The 21,967-nt window shown below is 34.0% G+C and carries 22 protein-coding genes; 13 read left to right on the forward strand and 9 right to left on the reverse strand.

Going from position 1 to position 21,967, the window contains the following annotated elements; all coding sequences use genetic code 11:
- Positions 1–60 precede the first annotated feature (60 nt).
- The 5 genes from SB689_RS20340 to SB689_RS20360 all read left to right on the forward strand — a co-directional run bounded on the left by SB689_RS20340 (position 61) and on the right by SB689_RS20360 (position 4,752).
- Positions 61–1,011, forward strand: a complete 951-nt coding sequence (locus SB689_RS20340) for an SIMPL domain-containing protein (protein ID WP_410693912.1) — start codon at positions 61–63, stop codon at positions 1,009–1,011.
- A gap of 102 nt (positions 1,012–1,113) precedes the next feature.
- Positions 1,114–1,788: an SIMPL domain-containing protein gene (locus SB689_RS20345; protein ID WP_410693914.1), complete on the forward strand. Its 675-nt coding sequence runs from the start codon at positions 1,114–1,116 to the stop codon at positions 1,786–1,788.
- 151 nt (positions 1,789–1,939) lie between these two features.
- Positions 1,940–2,458: a DUF4140 domain-containing protein gene (locus SB689_RS20350; protein ID WP_410693915.1), complete on the forward strand. Its 519-nt coding sequence runs from the start codon at positions 1,940–1,942 to the stop codon at positions 2,456–2,458.
- 17 nt (positions 2,459–2,475) lie between these two features.
- Positions 2,476–3,534 (forward strand): DUF4139 domain-containing protein, encoded by a 1,059-nt coding sequence (locus SB689_RS20355; protein ID WP_410693940.1) that lies wholly within the window; start codon positions 2,476–2,478, stop codon positions 3,532–3,534.
- 18 nt (positions 3,535–3,552) lie between these two features.
- Complete coding sequence (locus SB689_RS20360) at positions 3,553–4,752, forward strand: VWA domain-containing protein (RefSeq protein WP_410693916.1); 1,200 nt, start codon at positions 3,553–3,555, stop codon at positions 4,750–4,752.
- Between the two features lie 76 nt (positions 4,753–4,828).
- Here the strand turns inward: SB689_RS20360 and SB689_RS20365 are convergent, their stop codons facing one another.
- Positions 4,829–6,034 (reverse strand): NAD(P)/FAD-dependent oxidoreductase, encoded by a 1,206-nt coding sequence (locus SB689_RS20365; RefSeq protein ID WP_410693917.1) that lies wholly within the window; start codon positions 6,032–6,034, stop codon positions 4,829–4,831.
- Positions 6,035–6,149: 115 nt separating this feature from the next.
- Here SB689_RS20365 and SB689_RS20370 point away from each other — a divergent pair, with 115 nt between their 5' ends.
- The gene (locus SB689_RS20370; RefSeq protein WP_410693918.1) at positions 6,150–6,530 is read left to right on the forward strand and encodes an STAS/SEC14 domain-containing protein; all 381 of its coding nucleotides are present in this window, start codon (positions 6,150–6,152) and stop codon (positions 6,528–6,530) included.
- Positions 6,531–6,578: 48 nt separating this feature from the next.
- Positions 6,579–7,055, forward strand: a complete 477-nt coding sequence (locus SB689_RS20375) for a Dps family protein (RefSeq protein WP_410693919.1) — start codon at positions 6,579–6,581, stop codon at positions 7,053–7,055.
- A gap of 41 nt (positions 7,056–7,096) precedes the next feature.
- On the opposite strand, the gene SB689_RS20380 is transcribed toward SB689_RS20375, so the two are convergent.
- Positions 7,097–8,290 carry an MFS transporter gene (locus SB689_RS20380; RefSeq protein WP_410693921.1) on the reverse strand — a complete coding sequence of 398 codons (1,194 nt, stop codon included), beginning with the start codon at positions 8,288–8,290 and terminating at the stop codon, positions 7,097–7,099.
- A gap of 139 nt (positions 8,291–8,429) precedes the next feature.
- Between SB689_RS20380 and SB689_RS20385 the strand changes: the two genes are divergently transcribed.
- Complete coding sequence (locus tag SB689_RS20385; RefSeq protein WP_410693922.1) at positions 8,430–9,290, forward strand: AraC family transcriptional regulator; 861 nt, start codon at positions 8,430–8,432, stop codon at positions 9,288–9,290.
- Between the two features lie 353 nt (positions 9,291–9,643).
- Here SB689_RS20385 and lipA read toward each other — a convergent pair whose 3' ends face one another.
- Positions 9,644–10,510, reverse strand: coding sequence for a lipoyl synthase (gene lipA / locus SB689_RS20390; RefSeq protein ID WP_072412527.1), 867 nt, complete (start codon positions 10,508–10,510; stop codon positions 9,644–9,646).
- Between the two features lie 108 nt (positions 10,511–10,618).
- On the opposite strand from lipA, the gene SB689_RS20395 reads away from it, so the two are divergent.
- Positions 10,619–11,251, forward strand: coding sequence for a hypothetical protein (locus tag SB689_RS20395; RefSeq protein WP_410693923.1), 633 nt, complete (start codon positions 10,619–10,621; stop codon positions 11,249–11,251).
- A gap of 73 nt (positions 11,252–11,324) precedes the next feature.
- On the opposite strand, the gene SB689_RS20400 is transcribed toward SB689_RS20395, so the two are convergent.
- The gene (locus SB689_RS20400) at positions 11,325–11,885 is read right to left on the reverse strand and encodes an RNA polymerase sigma factor (RefSeq protein ID WP_066750970.1); all 561 of its coding nucleotides are present in this window, start codon (positions 11,883–11,885) and stop codon (positions 11,325–11,327) included.
- Positions 11,886–12,173: 288 nt separating this feature from the next.
- Between SB689_RS20400 and tyrS the strand changes: the two genes are divergently transcribed.
- A complete protein-coding gene (tyrS, locus tag SB689_RS20405) occupies positions 12,174–13,469 on the forward strand; it encodes a tyrosine--tRNA ligase (protein ID WP_410693924.1) in 1,296 nt (431 codons plus the stop codon).
- A gap of 225 nt (positions 13,470–13,694) precedes the next feature.
- Here the strand turns inward: tyrS and SB689_RS20410 are convergent, their stop codons facing one another.
- Positions 13,695–15,533, reverse strand: a complete 1,839-nt coding sequence (locus tag SB689_RS20410) for a tail fiber domain-containing protein (RefSeq protein ID WP_410693925.1) — start codon at positions 15,531–15,533, stop codon at positions 13,695–13,697.
- A gap of 374 nt (positions 15,534–15,907) precedes the next feature.
- The gene (locus tag SB689_RS20415) at positions 15,908–16,354 is read right to left on the reverse strand and encodes a hypothetical protein (RefSeq protein ID WP_410693926.1); all 447 of its coding nucleotides are present in this window, start codon (positions 16,352–16,354) and stop codon (positions 15,908–15,910) included.
- A 269-nt stretch (positions 16,355–16,623) separates the two neighbouring features.
- Here SB689_RS20415 and SB689_RS20420 point away from each other — a divergent pair, with 269 nt between their 5' ends.
- The 3 genes from SB689_RS20420 to SB689_RS20430 all read left to right on the forward strand — a co-directional run bounded on the left by SB689_RS20420 (position 16,624) and on the right by SB689_RS20430 (position 19,239).
- Complete coding sequence (locus tag SB689_RS20420; RefSeq protein ID WP_066750972.1) at positions 16,624–17,262, forward strand: alpha/beta hydrolase; 639 nt, start codon at positions 16,624–16,626, stop codon at positions 17,260–17,262.
- Between the two features lie 115 nt (positions 17,263–17,377).
- Positions 17,378–18,703 (forward strand): PDZ domain-containing protein, encoded by a 1,326-nt coding sequence (locus SB689_RS20425; RefSeq protein WP_410693927.1) that lies wholly within the window; start codon positions 17,378–17,380, stop codon positions 18,701–18,703.
- A 5-nt stretch (positions 18,704–18,708) separates the two neighbouring features.
- Positions 18,709–19,239, forward strand: a complete 531-nt coding sequence (locus SB689_RS20430; RefSeq protein ID WP_410693928.1) for a hypothetical protein — start codon at positions 18,709–18,711, stop codon at positions 19,237–19,239.
- On the opposite strand, the gene SB689_RS20435 is transcribed toward SB689_RS20430, so the two are convergent.
- From SB689_RS20435 to SB689_RS20445, 3 genes are all read right to left on the reverse strand, one after another.
- Positions 19,236–20,267, reverse strand: coding sequence for a L,D-transpeptidase (locus tag SB689_RS20435; protein WP_410693929.1), 1,032 nt, complete (start codon positions 20,265–20,267; stop codon positions 19,236–19,238). The two genes, SB689_RS20430 and SB689_RS20435, sit on opposite strands and share 4 nt — an antisense overlap.
- 110 nt (positions 20,268–20,377) lie before the next feature.
- Positions 20,378–20,854 carry a hypothetical protein gene (locus SB689_RS20440; protein WP_410693930.1) on the reverse strand — a complete coding sequence of 159 codons (477 nt, stop codon included), beginning with the start codon at positions 20,852–20,854 and terminating at the stop codon, positions 20,378–20,380.
- Entirely contained in the window at positions 20,851–21,822 is a 972-nt protein-coding gene (locus SB689_RS20445) for a heme-binding domain-containing protein (protein ID WP_410693931.1), read from the reverse strand. Before SB689_RS20445 ends, SB689_RS20440 begins: the two co-directional genes overlap by 4 nt.
- Positions 21,823–21,967: the final 145 nt, after the last annotated feature.

Genomic DNA, 21,967 nt, shown 5'->3' on the forward strand with positions numbered 1-21,967 from the left:
CTCCAACTTTCAACAATGATTCCGTGATTAAGTTTGTGGCATAATTTAAACTTAATCATTATGAAAAACATTTTATGTTTTGCTTCGGCTTTATTATTTCAATTTACATTTTCGCAAGTTTCAGGGAATATTAATTATCAAAATCAAGTTCGTTATGTTGATAATAATATTGCAGTTGCCATCCCTTCAAATAATGAAATCTTCATTAATATTAAAGGACTTGCCAATGTAAAAGCAGAAAAGTATGTCGCTATTTTCAGCCTTACGCAGGTAGGAGAAACTTCGGAAGAAGTGAATGAATTAATGGATAAACGCCTTAATACAGCCCTTTCTCAAATAAAAATAAACAAAACAATAGAAACTTATATTGATATGGTTTCGTTTGTTCCTGTTTATAATTATACTGTTGAAAAAAAGATTTTCAGCAGAAAAACATACAATGAGGTTCCGGGTGGATTTGAATTAAAGAAAAATCTTCATATCCAATTTACAAATCCTTCACAGCTCAACGATATCATTACCATTCTTTCTAAAAATGAAATTTATGATCTTGTAAGAGTAGATTATTTTGCAAGCAGTCTGGAAACCGTGAAAAAGGAATTGATGAACAAAGCAAGAACTGCTCTTCAGGAGAAGGTTAAAAACTATGAAACGATACTTGGAGAAACTTTTACTAACACAACCAAAAGCATCAACGACGGTTTTAAAACTTCTCTTCCCACAGAAATGTACAAATCTTATGAGGCTTATAATAGTTCTACTTTAGCACTTTCAAGGTTAGCTAATGTTAATCAGGCTACTAAAACGACAACACTTTATTATCAGCCTATTCTTGACAAGGAATTTGATTTTGTCATTAATCCTACAATCTTAGAACCTGTAATTCAGGTGATGTATGAAATTAAAATGGTTATTTCAAAAGAGAAAAAAACCCAGAAGGAAAACAAATCATATATTTTGATTACTCCAACCGGAGAAATGAAAGATTTAAACATCAATAATCCTCAATAAATCTTCTACCAAGTGAAAACGTAATTTCACCAAGTCTTCCGATTTCACGCTTTAAATGTGCCTAATTTTACTCTAGAAGTTTAAAATTTAAAACAAGAAATTATGAAATTAGGACATTTTTTAATGATCGGATTACTAACATTTGGAAGTCTGATCAATGCGCAGGAAATTAAGAAAAACGCAATCGAAGTAACGGGAGTTGCTGAAATGGAAGTAGAACCGGATGAGATCATCTTTAACATCGGCATCAAAGCTGACAATAAAAATCAGCTAGCCGACAACGAAAAGCTTTTATTTGAAACGTTGAAAAATGATGGAGTGAAAAATGAAGACATCAAATTCAAATCGATGTATCAAAATCTTTACTCTAAAACAACGAAGTTTACGAAAAGTTTTCAGTTTAAAGTAAATGCAAAAACCAATGTGAGTAAGCTTTTTGAAGACCTGAACCAAAAATGGGTAAGCAATCTGAATATCGCAGAAATCAAGAATACAAAAATTGCAGATTTCAGAAAGACGGTTAAAATAAATGCGTTGAAAGCCGCGAAAGAAAAAGCAGATTACTTATTGGAAAGCATCGGTAAAAAGACAGGAACTCCGCTTGAGATCGTAGAAGTTGAAGATTATATGAGCGATTCAGTTCTTCCTGTAGCCTACAAAAGCAGAATGGCCAATGTACAAATGGAAGCTGCCGACGCAGGAGTAGATTATTCTTTCGATAACATTGAAAATATCAAGCTGAAATACAGCATCAAAACCAGATATGAGATTCTTTAATTAACAGATTTAAGGGACAGTCCGAAAGGGCTGTCTTTCTTTTTTTATTCAATTGCAAAGTTCACCAAGCGAAAATGCCATTTCACCAAGTCTTCAAATTTTCGGCTTTTAATTCAGATAATTTTACGGTAGGAATTTAAAATAATAAACTATGAAACGCTATTTAATACTACTTATTTTTTCAATTTCACTTTTAAAAGCTCAGGAAATAAAAAAGGAGATTGATGTAAAACAGGCAACCATATTTTTGCAGGGCGCAAAAGTTTTCGGAAGCACCAATGTCAGTTTACAGAAAGGAAGAAATATGGTGAAAATTATCAACCTTCCGAACGATATTGATGAAAATACCTATAAAATAAACCTTGAAAAAAACACAACCCTTCTTTCCATCACTCCACAAAGTAATTTCTTAAAAAATGATGAGTTATCTGAGGGTGAGAAAAAATTAGAAACTGAAAGAAAAAAACTGCAGAGACAGGTTAGTCTTTTAAATATTCAGATTTCAAACTTATCGGGTGAACAGAATATTATTAAGGATAATTTAAAGATTTCAGATAGCAATAAAGTGACACCTCAGGAACAGCTTATCAAGCTCACTGAATTTTACAGAAAAAGAATGCTTGAGATAGACAATCAGGTATTTCTTCTGAACGAACAAAAACTGTTTTAGATGAAAGTATTGCAAAGATCAACCAACAGTTTACAGAAGAACAGACTCATAAAAACACCAATAAAAAAGAACTTTTACTTGAAATTTTAGCAGATAACGATACGAATTTGAATTTAGGTATAAGTTATATCGTTTCCAACGCAGGCTGGATTCCTTCTTATGATTTGAGAGCTGAGTCTACAAAAAAACCGCTGGAAATGGTTTATAAAGGAAAAATCTACCAGAAAACCGGACAGGATTGGAACAATGTAAAGCTTTTTGTTTCGACCTACAGACCTTCGTATAATCAAAACAGACCTATTTTATCTCCGCTTTATGTTGCTGAATACAAGGCATACAATCCACAAACGGAAGTTGCTGATTATAAAATGAAAAAGGTATCTGCGGAAGTCAATTCTTATCAGATGAGAGATGACGTTGCACAACCAAGTCAAATTCCTGTGGCAACTGTTTCTGATAATCAAATGAATGTGATGTATGAATTGAAATACAGTCAAACCATTGTAAGTCAGGAAAAAGAGCAATATGTAATTCTCGACAAAAAAGAAATTGATGCGACTTATAAATATCACGTGGTTCCTAAGTTGAATAACCAGGTCTTCCTAATGGCTTTTATTAAAAACTGGCAGAACCTCAACCTTATTTCCGGTGAAGCAAATATTTATTTCGAAGACAATTATATCGGAAAAACCAATATTACAAGCAATTATGTGAAAGATGAATTCCCGATTTCTCTTGGCGTAGATGAAAGAATTAATGTAAAAAGGATAAAACTCGAAGATAAAACCGCTCAAAAGAATTTCAACACCAATAAATGGGAAACAGAATCTTACCAGATAAGTATCCGAAACAACACCAAAGAAAGTATTGAACTCGAAATCCTGGATCAGCTTCCTATCAGCGAAAATTCTAAAATTTTAGTGAAAACTTTAGAGATCGGCGACGGAAATCTTGATGAAAAAACCGGAAGTATTCTTTGGAACAGAAAAATAAGTAGCGGAGGTTCAGATAAAATTAATTTCTCTTACGAAGTGAAATATCCGAAAGACATGCAAATTCAATATTACAGCAGATAACCCCATAAAATATTAATTATGACAACTTTAAAAATCTTAACATTAGCGATAGGAACAGTGGCTTTTTTAAGCGCCCAAAACCCTTCACAAGTTAGCTGTATCAAAAGAAATCCTACAGTTACAGCGCAAAGAAATTTCGTTCAAAATGAAGATCCGAAACCATCAATTATCAGCAAAGACAATAAAATTCAGGTTGCCTTGTTGTTGGATACTTCAAACAGCATGGACGGATTGATCGATCAGGCAAAATCCAGACTTTGGAATATTGTAAATACATTGACGACTTTAAAATACAGCGGACAGGCTCCACAGATAGAAATTGCCCTTTACGAATACGGAAATGATGGATTGAAAGATGAAAATTACATCAGACAGGTCACTCCTTTAACGCAGGATTTGGACTTAGTTTCAGAAAAATTATTTGCTTTGAGAACCAATGGTGGAAGCGAATATTGCGGAGCTGTAATTCGCGATGCATCCATGAATCTGAATTGGGACAAGAATGACAAAAGCATGAAGTTGATCTATATTGCAGGAAATGAACCTTTTGATCAGGGAAGAATCAATTATAAAGAAGTAATTTCTACCGCCAAAACAAAGAAAATCTATACAAACACAATCTTTTGTGGAAACAGGGATGAAGGAATTCAATCGTTCTGGCAAAACGGAGCTTCTTTAGGTGACGGAAAATATTTCAATATCGACAGTGACAGAAAAGTGATCTACATTGAAACTCCTTATGATGTAAGAATTTCAGAATGTAACGCAAAACTGAATGACACTTACATTTATTATGGAAGCAGAGGTTCGGAGTATAAAACCAAACAGATCGCTCAGGATAAAAACGCTGAGGTTCAATCCGCTGCGAATGCTGTTGAAAGAACAGTAGCAAAATCTAAAAAGAATGCTTACAACAATGAGCATTGGGATTTGGTTGACCGTGCCGAAAAAGACGCTAATTTTATTACAACCGTAAACGAAGATGAGCTTCCTGCCGAATTAAAGGGAAAAAGCAAAGAAGAAGTGAAAAAAGCAGTTGCCGTAAAATCTGCTGTCCGCGATAAAATTCAAAAGGAAATTGAAGAATTATCTAAAAGCCGTCAGGATTTTATTGATGCTGAAATGAAAAAACGCGGAAGTACAGATTCCGACGACCTTGGAAAAGCTATTGAGAAATCTATCATTGAATTAGCCAAAAGAAACGGATATAGTTCGTAATTGATTGTTAGAAAAGCTGCCAATTCAGGTAGCTTTTTTGGAGTTTCGGGCTTCGGCTTCGCCGAAGCCCGAAACTTTATCTTCCAAACTTAAAATATCTGGACAAAAGATGTTTTTTATTTTTCATAAACTGAGAAGCCATTTCCATTCCAGTAACAGAAAAAGTGATTCCATTTCCGCCGAAACCGAGAACAAAATAGGAGTTTTTAAATTTTGGATGTTCGCCAATGTATGGAAGTCCATCTTTCGTTTCTCCGAAAGTTCCGGCCCAGACAAAATCGGTGTAAAAATGATAATCGGGTTTTATTTTCTTTAAAACTTTTAAAATTTCCTTTTCCTTTTTGTCGAGTAAAGCATCGCGTTTTTGGGGATCTTGAAAATCTTCATCTCCGCCACCGATCAGCATTCTGCCGTCATCGGTTGTTCGCATGTAAATGTAAGGTTCATCGGTATTCCAGACTAATGTGTCAGTTATATTTTTAAATTTATCATGATCAATTTCAGAAACGACAGCGAAGGTACTTTTTAAATCAACAAAGTCTTCTTTAATCAAATCTTTGCTTTCGTAACCAATACAATAAATGATTTTTTTTGCTTTTATCTGAGGTCCATTTGTTGTGGAAATTAAATTATATCCTTTTGAATATTTAACCGATTTCATTTCCGTTTTATCGAAAATTTTTAATCCTTTTTTCACATTTAAATCAAATAATTCATGAGCAAATTTAAAAGCATCGATACTCGCACCCTGCTTTGAAACAATGCCTCCAAAAGTGTTTTCAAAACCGAATTTATCTAAGATTTCTTCCGATTCAAGCCATTTTACATCAAAACCTGCCTCTTTTCGGGCTTCAAATTCTTTTTTTAACCAAGAAACATCTTTCTTTTTTGATGCGAAGTATAAAGATTTTTTTCGCTTAAAACCAGCTTTGGATTTAATCTTTTTGGTCAGTTTTTCAATATTATCAATTGAATCTGAACAGGCTTTATAACTTGCAATTGCACCCTTCTCTCCTATCTTTTCAATCAATTCATAAAGAGGAACATCTATTTCATACTGCAACATGGATGTTGTTGCTGAAGTGCTTCCGTTGCAAATTTCACGTTTATCAATAAGAATTGTTTTGTAGCCATCTTCTACCATTTGATGGGCAATTAAACTTCCTGTAATTCCGCCTCCTATAATTAAGATATCACATTCTTCATCAGATTTCAGTGATGGATATGAGGTCATTAATCCGTTCTTTAAAAGCCAAAATGGTTCATTAGATTTTAAATCCATATTAATATTTTAAATCAATTATAGCAATAATTATGACTTTTTTAACTATTCCTGAATATTTGTGGTTTAATTATTGTTATTTAACATAATCTCAAACCACACTAAAATATATACTATGATAACGATTATTCCAGAAGCTCCGGAAAATGTTGCGGCGTTCAGCGCCACGGGCGAAATCACAAAAGAAGATTTTGAAAATCTTGTCATTCCTCATGTGAATAAAAAAATTGAAGAATTCGACGAGCTTAATTATCTCCTCTATCTCGATACAGATCTTGGTAATTTCACTGCGGGAGCATGGTTGCAGGATATGCTTTTAGGCTTAAAAAATCTAACCAAATGGAACCGAGCCGCCATTGTAACGGATAAAGAAAGTGTACAGAACTTCACCGATATCTTCAGTGTTCTAATGCCCGGCGAATTCAAATCTTTCCCGAAAGAAAATCTATACAACGCTTTGTATTGGTGTAAAAACGGTAATGAAGTCGAGGTTTAATTCAAATCCTTCATTTAATATTCAACCCTCATTAAAAAATTAAATAATATGAAACCCAATTTAGGTATTACAGACAAAAACCTGAAAGCTATTCATGGTATTTTAAATAACGTTCTCGCAGACGGGAACATTCTTTACATTAAATTAAGAAAATTCCACTGGAATTTATCAGGTGATAATTTCATGGAACTTCATTTACTTTTTGAAGCACAATATACTGCTGTTGCTCAAAGTATCGATGATGTTGCAGAAAGAATCAGCACGTTGGGAGGAACTGCAATTGGAACGACTTCCGAATTTGCAAGCGAATCTCAATTAAAAGAAACTCCGGGAAAAGTCCCTACCAATCAGGAAATGCTGAAAGAATTGGTAAGCGATCACGAATCAATTGTAAGAGCGCTGAGAAAGTTTGTGGACGATACAGACGAAAAATACAAAGACGCCGGAACTTCCGACTTTTTAACCGAACTGATGCAAGAACATGAAAAAATGGCTTGGAAACTCAGAAAATATTTCAAAGATTAAATCCAAAATAAAAAAGAGAAGCAAATTGCTTCTCTTTTTCGTTATTTATCACATGGAACACATTCTACATTGAGTTCTTCTGATTTTGATGATCGATATAGGTACATATATCGGATGCTGATGATTAATCCGATCAACGTCATTCCAACACCAACTAGTGAAGGATAATTGAATGATAGTCCATGTTCCAAGGGAATTCCACCAAAGAAAGCCCCCATCGCATTTGCTATATTAAAAGCTGCCTGCATAAAAGCTGCTGCCATCATTTCACTTTTTGGTGCTGCTTTCATCATCATGATGTTAATTGGTGCTGCGACAGACATTGATAAAGCTCCACAAATAAACGTTAAGCCTAAAGCTAAACTTTGATATTCAGAAAGGAAAAATACACCTGCCAACGAGATCATCATTAAGAAAAGTAATAATGAACAGGTTTTTTCAGGACCTAATTTATCTGATAAAAATCCGCCTGCTAAGTTCCCGACAACCATTCCGGCTCCGGCAAGAATCATTACGTAAGCCATCTGACTGCTTTGAATTCCTGCAACAACAGTCATTAAAGGTGTAATGTAACTGAACCAAGTGAAAAGACCTCCAAAACCAATTGCCGTAATCATTAATACCAACCAAGCCTGTTTTCCTTTTAAAAATTTTAGTTCTTCTAAGAAATGAGTATCTTCATTTTTATCCATCGCAGGAAGCCAAAGTTTTAATGAAACTAAAGCTATCAAACCAATCACAGCCACAATCGCAAAGTACCATCTCCAATGAAAAGTATGGCCAATATAAGTTACCAACGGAACCATCGCGAGATTGGCCACCGTAAGTCCTGTAAACATTAATGATATGTAAAATGCCTCTTTCCCTTTTCCGGCAAGTCTTGATGCAACGACAGTTCCCACTCCGAAAAATGCTCCGTGAGGAAGACCAGACAAGAATCTGATAATCAACATCGATGTGTAATCAGGGGCAATAGCTGATAAAGCATTGAATATTGTAAAGATGACCATCAGTGCCATCAATACTTTTTTAGGTGGAAATTTCACTGAATAGCCTATTAATATTGGTGCTCCAACCACCACTCCCAGTGCATAAGCAGAAATCAAATGCCCTGTTTCCGGAATTGTGATTTGTAACGTTTTTGCAATATCAGGCAGCAACCCCATCACCGTAAACTCTGTAGTTCCGATTCCCAATCCACCTATTGCGAGTGGAATTATCCTTTTATCAATCATCCCGATATTATTTATATATTTTAAAGATGCAAAATTCGCAAGAAATAATCTTTTATACTTTAACTGAAATGATATAAATTTGCTCTGTATTAACCTTTTTATTTAATTTTAAAATCATAATCAATCAAAACAGAACCTAATGAAAATCCAGAAAGAGATCATTTCATTTGAAGACGGAAAATCTTTTAAGTTGTTTTCACCCTCCCTGAAAAATTGTTTTTTCTGGCATTATCACCCTGAAATAGAACTTGTTTATGTAGAAGCATCAAACGGAATCCGTCATGTTGGGAAAAATATTTCTGATTTTAAGGAAAGTGAATTGCTTTTAATAGGTTCAAATGTTCCCCATCTTAATTTTGATTATAAAATACAAACAGAATGCAAACAGCTGGTTTTGCAAATGCGCGAAAATTTCCTGCAAGACCTTATCTTTCCCGTTCCTGAATTTGAAAATATCAAACATCTTTTAGACCGTTCTTATCTCGGATTATCTTTTTGCGGTGAAGCGAAAAAAATTGTTGTCGAAAAACTTCATCGCATGAAAGATGAAAATTCTTTCGAATCTTTAATTGGTTTAATTGAAATTTTAAACATTCTCGCAAATTCAGATGAAGTAAAAGAACTTAATAATGAAGACACCCGAATAAAATGGTTTTTAAATGACAAAATCAGAATGGGAACTATTTACGACTACATTAATGAAAATTACGATAAGAAAACCAACGTCAACGAAATCGCGCAAATCGTAAGCTTGAGTACTCCTGCTTTTTGTCGATATTTTAAAAAACAAACCAATATGACTTTCACCGATTTTGTTAATAATTACAGAATTAATCAGGCGAAATTATTGTTGCTCCAAAATTCCTGTATCACAGAAATTTGTTTTCAGGTGGGTTTTGAGAGTCTTTCTTATTTTAACAAATTGTTTAAACAGCATGTGGGGGAAACTCCCTCGGAATTTAAAAAGAAGCATTTGAATAAGGTTGAAGGGATGATTTAAGTGTTTTTTTAACGCAGAGGTCGCAAAGTTTTTTTAATGATTGAGAATATTTTTTCGTTCGCAAGGGAGTTTCACTCAGCAAAGAACATTCAATTTGTCATCCTATGTTTGCATTAGGAAAAGGTTTTGAATATTACTAAATTTATTTCAACAGAAGAAAGAGAAAGATAAAAGCTAATTTTTGTCATTCAGAACGAAATAAAGTGGAGTAAAAAATCTAAATTAATATAGAGATTCTTCCTTCGTCAGAATGACAAATTAGATGTGTAATTTTTTAATGAGATTGCTTCGTCGCTTTGCTCCTCGCAATGACAATAAAATAAATCGCTCCGAAAACGAAGCGATTTATATTTTTAGTGAATATGTTTTTCTGCGTGGTAAGAACTTCTTACAAGAGGGGAACTTTCAACATGTCTGAAACCTAAACTTCTTGCAAAATCCCCGTATTCATCAAACTCTTCCGGCGTAATGAATTGTTTAACAGGTAAATGTTTTTTAGTTGGTTGTAAATATTGACCTAAAGTAATTACGTCTACATTTGCATTTCTGATGTCTTCAATTGTTTGGAAAACCTCATCTTTAGTTTCTCCTAAACCAAGCATCATACCTGTTTTGGTTCTTCTTTGTCCGGCTTCTTTCAAGTATCTTAAAACCTCAAGGCTTCTTTCATATTTCGCCTGAATTCTCACTTCTCTCGTCAAACGTTTTACGGTTTCCATGTTGTGAGAGATCACTTCCGGAGCTACATCAACTAATCTGTCAATGTGTTTCGTTAGCCCTTGAAAATCAGGAATCAAAGTTTCCATCGTGGTTCCCGGAGAAATTCTTCTTACAGCATTTACGGTTTCACCCCAAAGAATTGAACCCATATCTTTCAAATCATCACGGTCAACAGACGTAAGAACGGCATGTTTGATCTTCATTAATTTGATCGAACGGGCAACTTTTTCAGGTTCATCCCAGTTTACATCCATTGGTTTTCCGGTTTTTACCCCGCAAAATCCACAACTTCTCGTGCAGATGTTTCCTAAGATCATGAAAGTTGCTGTTCCTTCTCCCCAGCATTCACCCATATTTGGGCAGCTTCCACTCTGGCAAATCGTGTTTAATTTATATTTATCAACCAAAGTTCTCAATTCTCTGTAATTTTTTCCGGTAGGAAGTTTTACACGAATCCATTTTGGTTTTTGAACGGTAGTATCTTGAACTAAATTTTCCATTTATTTCTCAAATTGAAGGTTCAAAGTTAAGGATTTTTTTATCGAAACAATCAAACACCGACATTGATAGAACAGATAATTTCGTAAATTTAAACCTTAATATTTCCTATGAAGACTACATTTTGCTTTCTATCTATTATTTTCAGTACGTTTTGTTTTGCTCAAAAAGAATTTCAGCCGAAAGGTTCAGAGATTATTGAAACTGTTGATGGAGATCTGGACGGCGACAATATTCCTGAAAAAGTTATTATTTATAATACAAAAGATACCACTGACTACGGAAATATCCGTGAACTCCAGATTTTGAAAAAAAATAATGGGAAATGGAACGTTTTGGAGAAGTCCAGAAATGCCGTTTTGAGTAGTAATGCCGGCGGAATGATGGGAGATCCTTATCAAAATACTGAAATAAAAAAGGGAATTTTGGAGATCACTCAAGCAGGAGGAAGCAGTTGGAAATGGGGTTATACTGATAAATACAGGTTTCAGAACGGACATTTTGAACTGATCGGTTATTCTTCCAGCAGCGGAAAGCCAGAGGAATATTGGACGGATGTGGATTTTAACCTTTCAACCGGACAATTAAAATTCGAAAAAGAAGTCGAGAATACTCAAGAATACGGAAAATCTAAAAATGAAATTTTTATTAAAAAAGGATTGAAAATTAATCTTCAAAATAGAAACTTGGAGGAACAGAGAAAAATTATACTTCCTAAAACGAAAGAAACTGTTTATTTTTAATTACTATATAGATTCCACGCTCCATTTTGTTCCGCTCTGAATGACAAACTGAGCGTTTAAAAGTTTATAATAATTAATTATCATCAAACTCATTATTTTTCAATAATTCAGCAAGAACTTTTTTGGCGCGCATTACTCTTACTTTCGTGTTGGCAACGGAAATCCCCAATTCTTCTGCGATTTCTTTGATACTTTTTTCTTCAAAGAATCTTAATTTGATAATATCCTGATAATTAGCATCCAAAGATTCAATGGTTTTGATGATCTTTTTTTGCTCTTCATTTGAAATCATTAGCTCTTCTGGAGACTTTGCATATTGATTTTTTACTTCATCCAGATTTTCGGTCGGATCTTGGTTTTCTCTTGATTTTTTTCTCCAAAAATCGATGATTGTATTTTGGGCTATCGTTAAGATCCAGGTTTTAAACTGAAAATGCGGATCAAAAAGATCTAGCTTCGACAATACTTTTGAGAAAACATTCACTGTAATTTCGTCTGCATCATTTTCATCCCCAACTTTCTTCATCACAAAAGAGAAAACATCCACCCAAAAAACATTAATGAGTTTGGTTTGAGCTTTCTGATCTTTTTCCTTGGCTTTGTTGATGAGCAGGAATAATTGTTCGTCGTTCATTACTAACAAATATAATTTATTTTAGGTAAAAAGGCAAATTTCATTTCTTGCAGAATGGCAAAATTTGTAATGAACGAGATTGTTTGAAAAGAACGACCACAACCCTAGCCCAGATTGCAGCAGCATCCTTTTTGGTTGCGGGCGGAGCGAAGCGGAGCCCGTAACCAAAAAGATATAGCGAAAAGCTGGAAATAGCTTCTAATAAATATAAATGATAAGCGATCAATGGTTATCTACTTAACATCGAATTTATTATCTTTGCACATTAAATTTTAAAGAAAAAAATCAATGAATTCCTTTATAGAAGAACTAAAATGGCGTGGTCTTTTTGCCGATATGATGCCCGGAACCGATGAACAACTGAATAAAGAGGTAACTACTGCATATATTGGTTTTGATCCAACTGCTGATTCTTTGCATATTGGAAGTCTTATTCAGATAAAAATTTTAGCACATTTTCAACAGCACGGTCATAAGCCGATTGCTTTGGTGGGCGGTGCTACAGGGATGATCGGAGATCCTTCAGGGAAATCTGCAGAAAGAAATCTTTTGGACGAAGCAACCCTTTTACATTATGTTGATTGTTTGAAAAATCAACTTTCAAGATTTTTGAATTTTGATGGAAATGAGCCGAATCAAGCTGAATTAGTGAACAACTATGATTGGATGAAAAATATTTCATTCCTAGATTTCGCTAAAAATGTTGGGAAAAACATCACTGTAAATTACATGATGGCGAAAGATTCTGTAAAGAAAAGACTTTCCGGGGATGCTGGTGTTGACGGAATGAGTTTCACGGAATTTACTTACCAATTGATTCAGGGATATGATTTCCTTCATTTATACCAAAATAATAACGTAAAGCTTCAAATGGGAGGTTCTGACCAGTGGGGAAATATCACGACAGGAACAGAATTGATCCGTAGAAAAGCTCAGGGTGAGGCATTTGCATTAACAGTTCCTTTGATCACGAAAGCTGACGGTTCTAAATTCGGAAAGTCTGAAAGCGGTGAAAATTATTGGTTAGACAAGAAAAAAACTTCTCCATATAAATTTTACCAATTCTGGTTGAATGCAACTGATAGTGATGCTGAAAGATTCATTAAATTCTATACTTTTTTAAGTAAAGAAGAGATTGATGCTTTAATTGAAGATCATAAAACAGCACCACACGAAAGAAAACTTCAAAAGAGATTAGCTGAAGAAGTAACGGTTTGGGTTCATGGAAGAGAAGAATATGAAAAAGCGTTGAAAGCTTCTGAAATACTTTTCGGACGTTCTACCGCAGAAGATCTGGTAAGTCTTGATGAAGAAACTTTTTTGGAAGTTTTTGACGGAGTTCCACAAAAAGAAGTGGCAAAAGCTGATGTTTTGGGAGTTAATATCGTTGATTTACTTTCTGAAAAATCAGGTTTTTTGAAATCTAAAAGTGAGGCGACGAGGGAATTGAAAGGAAATTCGATCTCTATCAATAAAGAAAAAGTAAATGAAGTTTACACAGCTAATGAAAATGATCTCATTGATGGTAAATTTTTATTACTTCAAAAGGGTAAAAAAAGTTATTTCATTGTAAAAACAATTTAATATACTTTACAATACATAAAAGGGGAATCATTATTTTATGGCTCCCCTTTTTTTGTATTCTTGAAGCTAATATTTTGATTATAAATAATTACAAATAAATTATTTTAAAACCATCTTAAACTTCTCCAAAATTTATCTTAGTTTACAAAACTACATAGATTGAAAATTAAAAACCACCTAAAAGGTGGTTAATCTAATAGTTAATTATTCGTTTAATGAACCTGTTTATTTTTTTTCTTCTATTGCAGAAGATTTATTATCTTTTCCTTCTAACGTTTTCAATCTTGCTTCCAGAGATTCTATCTGCTTTTGTTGATCCTGAATAGCTTTTGTAAGTATCGGAATTATCTCTGTATAAGAAACAGCAAGTGTTTTATCCGCATCAACTCCTTTAGTTACAATAGAAGGAATTACTTTGGCAACCTCCTGGGCAACGAACCCAATCTCGTGACGATTATAATCGTTACTTTCTATACTATTCTTCTTTTCATATTCTACCGGACGAAGTGCCATTACCGTATTAAGTCCATAAGATGTAGTATTAATATTACGCTTCAAACGGGCATCTGAGGTAAGCGCAACACCTGCCGCACGTACACTACCTGAGGCATTAATGTCACCAACTACATCAAGCATATAAGCAGGAGCTGTATTGTTAATTCCTACATTACCATTGGGTACAATAGTCATTCTTCGGATATAATTTCCTCCATTACTATAATATACATTAAATCGGCTGTCAATAGTACTTGCACTCAATTGCTCCGGCCCAACACCCCATGTAGCACCGCCTCCATTGTATGAGTTAAATCCTAAAATAGCCTTATTACCTGTAGCAACGGGGGCTAAATTAGAAATACGGGCAATAGGAAATTCGGTGGTTCCTGCATTATCAGCTATATCAAGCCTTGTACTTGCAGACGGGAAAGTACCTACGCTGGTATGTCCATTCCCTAAATCTATAAGAAAATCAGATGCATTATCTCTTGCAATAACAAATACACCATTTCCTGATGTACCTATTGGATTAATCCCCATTACAATATCTTTTGAAGCTCCACTCGTATTTTTGGCAGAGAAATGCTGGATAACAGAATTTCCGTTTACATTATTTTCCAGACGAAGACCAATATTACTTGCAAACCCTGTAAGACCAACAAAAGAACCTGCTGCTCCTTTATTAACAATATGAGAAGTTGCTACCGGTGTACTTGTCCCGATACCTACATTACCTTCCACAATCATACCATTAGCAGGAGCCGCAATACCGGTATAACTTGTACCTATTGAAGAATTACCATTTACAGTAAGTTTATTAGTAGGACTCACATTTCCAATAGCCAAACCTAAGCTTCCGGCAGAATTTAATACCATATCCGCAGCATCGGCAGCAGCAGCACCTACATGAAATCTAAGCTGACCACCACTAAGACCCAAACCATAAAAATCTGTACCTCCTGTGCTATTATAAACAGCCAGTTTCTTATCTACGACACCTGGTCCTAAATCTAATATACTGTTAGGAGTACTTGTGCCAATACCAACATTTCCTCCTGCCTGAACACGCATTTTTTCTGTATTATTAGTCCGAAAAACCATATCCTGATTATCTGTAGTACCTAGAAAATTTGTAGCCGGTAAGGTTCCTGAATTTCCTAGTAAATTCCAAGCTGGATTGCCTGCACTCGCTCCCCCGTTCGTACTTCTCCAATTACCATTACTATATGCAAATTCCATGGCTTGGCCGTTTGTAATAGAATTACCGTTCAAGGTTGCAGCAAAACCTCCTGTTGTGTTATTATAAATGATAAGACGCTGTCCTGCATTAGGAGCTGCAGGAGCCGTAATAGCTATCCCTCCCGTTGCAGATCCGGTAAGTTGTACCTGGCTTACATTCGCAGGTATAGTAACAGCATTACCAACAACAGCAACAGCAGTTTCACGGTTAGTAATTGCACCATTTACATCCAATGTAGTTCCAGGAGTAATAGTATTAATCCCCACCTGAGCATATATTGTAGTACTAAAAGTACAAAATGCAATGAGTAAGAAATTTTTTTTCATAATAATTCGTATTTCGTTAGTAAAATCAAAAGTTATAAAACACATATCAAATATACATATTTTATCAAAACACACAATAAAATATTAATATTATAATAAAAAACGATAAATTATATTAAATTTAATATTTATATTGTAATTTTATTAATTATTTAATTGTCATGATATTTATTTTTTATTATAAATTATTTATTTTAATTAAAATTTTTCAGCTTGTATAAATTAATTATTTAATTAATTATTCTCTTAAAATATATTTAATAATAATTATTTGATAGATAATGCTTCTTTTTAGTATACTATTTAATATGCACAAAACAAAAAAACCACCCCTTTCAGGATGGTTTTAATATAATTATTTAATTACTTTTCTCTTATAGTTCCAAGAAACTGTGTGCAATAGTAGCACTTTTTGTTCCCTGCCCTACTACAGTATCGCTTTCTGCAATTTCTCCATCAATCCAAATGCTTATGATAAGCTTAGAATCAGTGTTTAAAAGTTCTGCATTAGCTCCTAAATTCAATTGAGATTGGCTAGAGTTTACAAAAAACTCTCCGCTAGACCAAACTAAACCTGTAGGATTAAAAGTGTTCTGCTGATTTGTTCCTACCTGAGTAACCACAGTTTTGAAATAACTGATAGGCGGAGGTGCAGTTGTACCACCATGAACTATTTTTGCTTCAAACTGAACGATATGATCAGTAAACTCCTCGTCATCGTCATCTTTTTTACATGAATTAACTACAGAAATTGTTGAAAATAATACGATGAATAAAAAAGAAAGTCTAAGTAAACTTTTAAGGTTGTAAAATTGCTTCATTTCTCCAAATAGATTTTTTAATGTTTCAAATATAGGTTTTTTATCAATATAAAAATAACTTTTATGAAAATTTTCTAACAAAGATTTCTAAATAATATCAAATCAATAAAAATACAACATACAGTTCTTTCATTATGTATATTAATATTTAAATACAATTCAAAACACTCATTATCAAATAATAAAACGTTTATTTTAAGATCTAATTTTTAAACGAAATTTTGAAAATATAGGATTTCGTAATATAATTTATTATTTATCTTTGTTGTATGAATTTAGATTACATCGTAAGAGAACCTGAGAACATTTCATCAAATACTCCTATTCTTTTTATGCTTCACGGTTATGGAAGCAACGAACAAGACCTTTTCAGTTTCAGAGAAACACTTCCCGCAGACTGGATCCTCGTAAGTTTCAGAGCGCCGAGAGAAACTCAGTTTGAAGGATATTCTTGGTTTGATATAGATTTTAATAATCCTGAGAATTTCATCGATACAGACCAAGCAAAAGAATCTTTGAATGCTGTATTAGAAAACATTCTTAAAATTGTAAATAAATATGGATTAACAGAAAGTAAGACTCACCTTTGTGGATTTAGCCAAGGTGGTATTCTTTGCTATTCTTTAGCTTTAAAATATCCTGAAATGTTCAATTACGTGGCTTGCTTAAGCAGTTTTCCTGAAGAAAAACTTCTGGACAACATCGTAAAAGACAAAAAGAAATTGGAACACCTTAGATTTTTTGTTTCGCACGGAAGTGATGACGCTGTGATTCCTTTAGAATGGGGAAGAAAAGCGGCTGATCTGTTGTATGATCTGAGTTGTTACTTTACTTTCAGAGAATATATGAGCGGACATGGCGTGAATCAAAAAAATTATATGGATCTGATGGAGTTTTTCTCTAAGTAATTCAATTTTACGAAAAATAAACCGTTTACAAATATTCATTATAAAATATTCAAACATTCTCAAAATTGGGAATGTTTTTTAGTTCCAATCCGGATAATTTTACTAAATTCAGTAAATGAAAAGACTGCATTTTATTATGATTTTATTCCTAAGCATTTTTGTAAATGCCCAGAATAGTTTTGAAATAAAAGATGCTAAAAAAACCGTTGTTCCTTTTAAATTTATTAATAATTTAATCTTTATTCCAGTTACGATAAACGGTGTTGAACTTACTTTTTTACTCGATACTGGTGTTGCCGAGACCTTACTTTTCAGTTTAGAAAATAAAGAAATGAAACTCACCAATATCGAGAAAATAAAATTTTCTGGTTTGGGCGGAGATCTGAGTATTGACGGTTTAAAATCTGAAAAAAACCTCGGTGTAATTGGGGGGAACTGCATTAATAAATCGATGACCCTTTTCATTATTGTTAATCAGGAGTTCAATATTTCTTCTCATGTAGGAATTCCCGTGAATGGAGTTATTGGCTATCACTTATTTAAGGACAATCCGATTTCAATAGATTATGCTTCAAAGAAAATAACGATTTATAGTGACAAAAATCTGTTTCAAAAAAAGGTTCGAAAATCAGAAGAACTTCCCATCACTATTGAAAAAAGTAAACCTTATATCTACGCAGATATAGAAATGACTAACGAGAAGAAAAGTTCAAAATTATTAATTGACCTCGGAAATAGTGATCCTATCTGGCTTTTTCCTGCACTAATTAAAGACTTTGTTTATAACAGACCTAATATTGAGGATTTTTTGGGAAGAGGATTTAATGGAGATATTTTTGGGAAAAGAAGCAGAATTCATAACTTTTATCTTGGAGATTTTAAGTTTGAAAAACCACTTACCGCAATGCCAGATGAATATTCTATTCAGCATGTACATTTGGTTGAGGATAGAAAAGGTTCTGTTGGAGGTGAGATCATGCGTCGTTTTACGGTTGGTTTTGATTATCCCAATCAGAAATTATATTTAAGAAAGAACAGAAATTTTGACGATCCTTTTCATTTTAATATGAGCGGACTCGATTTTAAGCAGGACGGACTTCAATGGCAGCAAGACCTTGTAAAAATTGAAACGACTAAAACAACAAGTTCTGCCAGTGAATTCGTTGCAGGAGGAGATAAGTTTCAATATAAATTTGCTTTAAAACCCATATTTTCAATTTCCGGAGTGAGAAAAGACTCTCCTGCCGAGAAAGCTGGCTTTAAAAAAGATGATCAGGTATTGACTATTAATGGAAATAAAACCTCAGAAATGACCTTAGAAAAGATCATGGAGCTAATGAAATCCTACGAAGGAAGAACAATTAATATTGTTGTACAGAGAAAAACAGCACAATTAACGTTGAGGTTTGAGCTGGAAGATCCTATCCCTTATCAAGAATAAAAAATATGCAAACCGAAGAAACAACATTAGATAAAATAAGAATTCGTCCGAGATTCAAGATGTTTACGCATTTGACCAAGGAAGAATATGCCGAAAATCTAAAGAAATATCTTGCCGAACATAAAGATGAATTTTCCGGAAACATCAACAAAGAAGTCGCAACCATTTGCGTTGAAACTGAATACGACAATTACTGGAAACCCCGACTGTCATTAAGAATAGAGATAGAAGACGAACAGACCGTCATCCGTGGGGTTTTTGGCCCCAGTTCAGCAGTCTGGACATTTTTTATGTTCTTATATTTCTCTTTTTCGATCTTCTGGATGGTTTTCTTCACGATGTATTACGTAGAAAAACAAATCAAAACTTTTGAATATCCTTGGGCATTACCCGCTTCATTTGTGATGATTTTCCTGATACTTTTAACGTATGCAGCAGCAAGGTTCGGGCAAAGCAAAGGCAAATATGAAATGCAGAAACTCAGACGATTTGCCGAAGAATCTACATTACAGTTTGAAAAAATTCAGGATATTTAAGGAGCAAGAGTCTTAGGATTCTCCGGCATTTGCTCAATTTGTGCTTTTGCCATTTTCATAGAATCCACTACTTTTTCTCTATTGGCCTGTTCTTTTAAGATTTTCTCAATATTAGGTTCAATAAGTTTGCTCATTTCTTCTACAGAAATATTATTGGAATTAGGATCATTCAATAATTTTCTCCACGGTTTTCTTCCGCCCCATTTGTAATCTCCGAAAACCATTACGGCAGTTCCTTTTGCTTTTGTAGTCGCTCCTCCCGGATTCAGAACCCAAGTATCTGCATAACCATACAGCCATTGCGCATCTTTCATTAGCAATCTTAAACAAGAATGCGATGCAGGATAACCGGGAAGGTCATATTGATGCCATCCGATTCCGCCGGTATTGAAAATATTGAAGTTATAAGGTAATTTCCATTCGCTGCTTACTGTAGAAGTGGATAATTTCTTTTTCCAGTTGGCAAACGTAAGACCTCTTGTCGTCTGTGCTGCTTTTTTTCCCATGCTTGTCGGGCCCCATTTCACCAAACTTCCGTTTGAATAAACACCGTAAGCCTGAATCGGGTAAGAAAAAATAACAAACTTTTTCACACCACTCAACACATCCATCTGCATTGGGAAAGGCGAATAAGACATCAAAGTCGTATCTATTTTTGCAGGAACAACCAAGGTGTCGGCATTCCATTTATTTTTTGAATCTAATCTGTTTAAAGCTAAAATGGCATAACGCTCTCTCTCACTATACTTTTTGCTGAATTCAGAATATATAGAATCTCTCATTTTTTTATCCTTTGGAAGAATAAAAGCATTATAAAAGCCTGTTTCCTGCATGGTTGGAGGTACAGATTCTTTCATCACTACAGAATCTTTTTTGATGGAATCCTGTTTTACAGCAGGAGTTTCTGATGTAGAACTTGAAGTATCTTTTAAAGTGTCATTAATTTTTTCAATTTCTTTTTTACATGAAATTAAAAATAATGCGATTATACAGCTGTATAGGAATGATTTTTTCACAGATATGTTCATTATAATAAAATTGGTCTTTTTTAGTTTTTCTACTCAATACAAATATCAGACCTAAAAATGGAATAATAATTATCCTTAATGAAAATACCGTAAAAATACGGTGGTAACCTTTACGGCGAAACCGCCATTCTTTGAAAAAGGATTAAATTTTTTCTTTGATAATCGATCTTGTCATTCATTTTTACCCTTTTTAAAGCCTTTCCCTGGAATATTTCGTACACATTAACTCCTTTGTCCAGAAAAGTAATTTTCTCCACAGAAATTACCTCTTTTGGGATATTAGCGCCAAACCATAATTCATCCGATTTCTGCTTCCAGGTTACTTCGTAAAGAACTGCATTTTGGGGATAATTGGAATTAAAATTAGTTTTAGCATAATTGAATGCAATATCATTTCCATACAACGTTGACATTGTCTTTTCCTTCGGCTGAATAGAAGATGTGATAGGATTCATCAGAAGCGGATTTTCTTTCAATTCATCACTTTGCTGAATGGATGCTTCTTCGTTGAGAACATTTTTGGTATTCTGTTGACAGGAAACCAAAAATAAAAACCCGAAAATTAAATATAAACTATAGTTTTTCATTTTGTATTAATTTTTTTAAGTTGAGAAATCAAATATAATGGCGGAGTAAAAACATAGTCACGATCTGCGACAGGCTTATGGCATTCAATGCATTCCTGCTCAAAATTTGGAATATCACCTCCATAAGGTTTTAAATCACTTCCTTTCCATCTCGCCCAGCCCCAACCTTTTGTTTTTGAATATTTTTCGGCATCTTTAATCATAAATTCTACTGCTAAAAATTCACCTGAAGAAATATTTCCATTTGTTTCCATCTGTTGTTTCCAAACGGTTTTTGCAAAGACTGCCCCATCCGGCCACGGATTTACTTTATGCTCCTGAATTGCTTTCACGGCAATCTCATTTCCAAAAATAATCCGCATCGTTCCGTTATCAAAGCGATCTGTTGTGCTGATGGCTTTCCAGTTTCGATAATCCGGAAAATAATGTATTCCATTCGGCGCATCTTTTACATGAGGCTTTTTCAACTCACCATTTATCCAAGAATTGTACTGCTTTTCTGCTTCTTTTATTTGAGAATCATCCGAAACTTTACGAGGTGCGAGTGATAAAGCATAATTTTTCAACGTTTGGATCTGTTCCTGACTCAATTTTGCAGATGAATGAATTGCTGCATAACTCGGAAGTGGCATTTCACCGGACAAAACTTTGTTGATCGCATAATAAATCGTTGAATTCTGTTGCGCTTTTGGCCAGGAATCCCATTTTGAAAAGTTTAATACTCCGCGAGCTTCTTTAATGTGAGACGTAACCAGAAAATTGGCAGGAGTGATTTTATCGTACCATCTTAAATTCGTTTCTGAGGAGTGACAATCAAAACACGAGCTTCTCAAAATTGCATTGACTTCCTTTGGAACATTGGTCAGGTTTTGTGCTTTTGTTCCGTGATCAATTTCTTCAGGTCGAAAAAACTGTAAACCGACAAATCCGATAAGCAAAACCAAGATCAGTTTATTTCTATTTTTCATGAGAGAATCATTTTATAGTTTATTTAAATTCTGAAATCAAAGTTATACTAAATCAACACTTTATCTTATAAATTTATTAATGAAAGGGAAAAATAAGACCTTAAAAGCGAATATTTTCTTGCGAATAAATGAGTAATTTTGAAAC

Origin of the sequence: Chryseobacterium sp. SIMBA_038 (assembly GCF_046535115.1) — a bacterium.
Classification (GTDB): Bacteria; Bacteroidota; Bacteroidia; order Flavobacteriales; family Weeksellaceae; genus Chryseobacterium.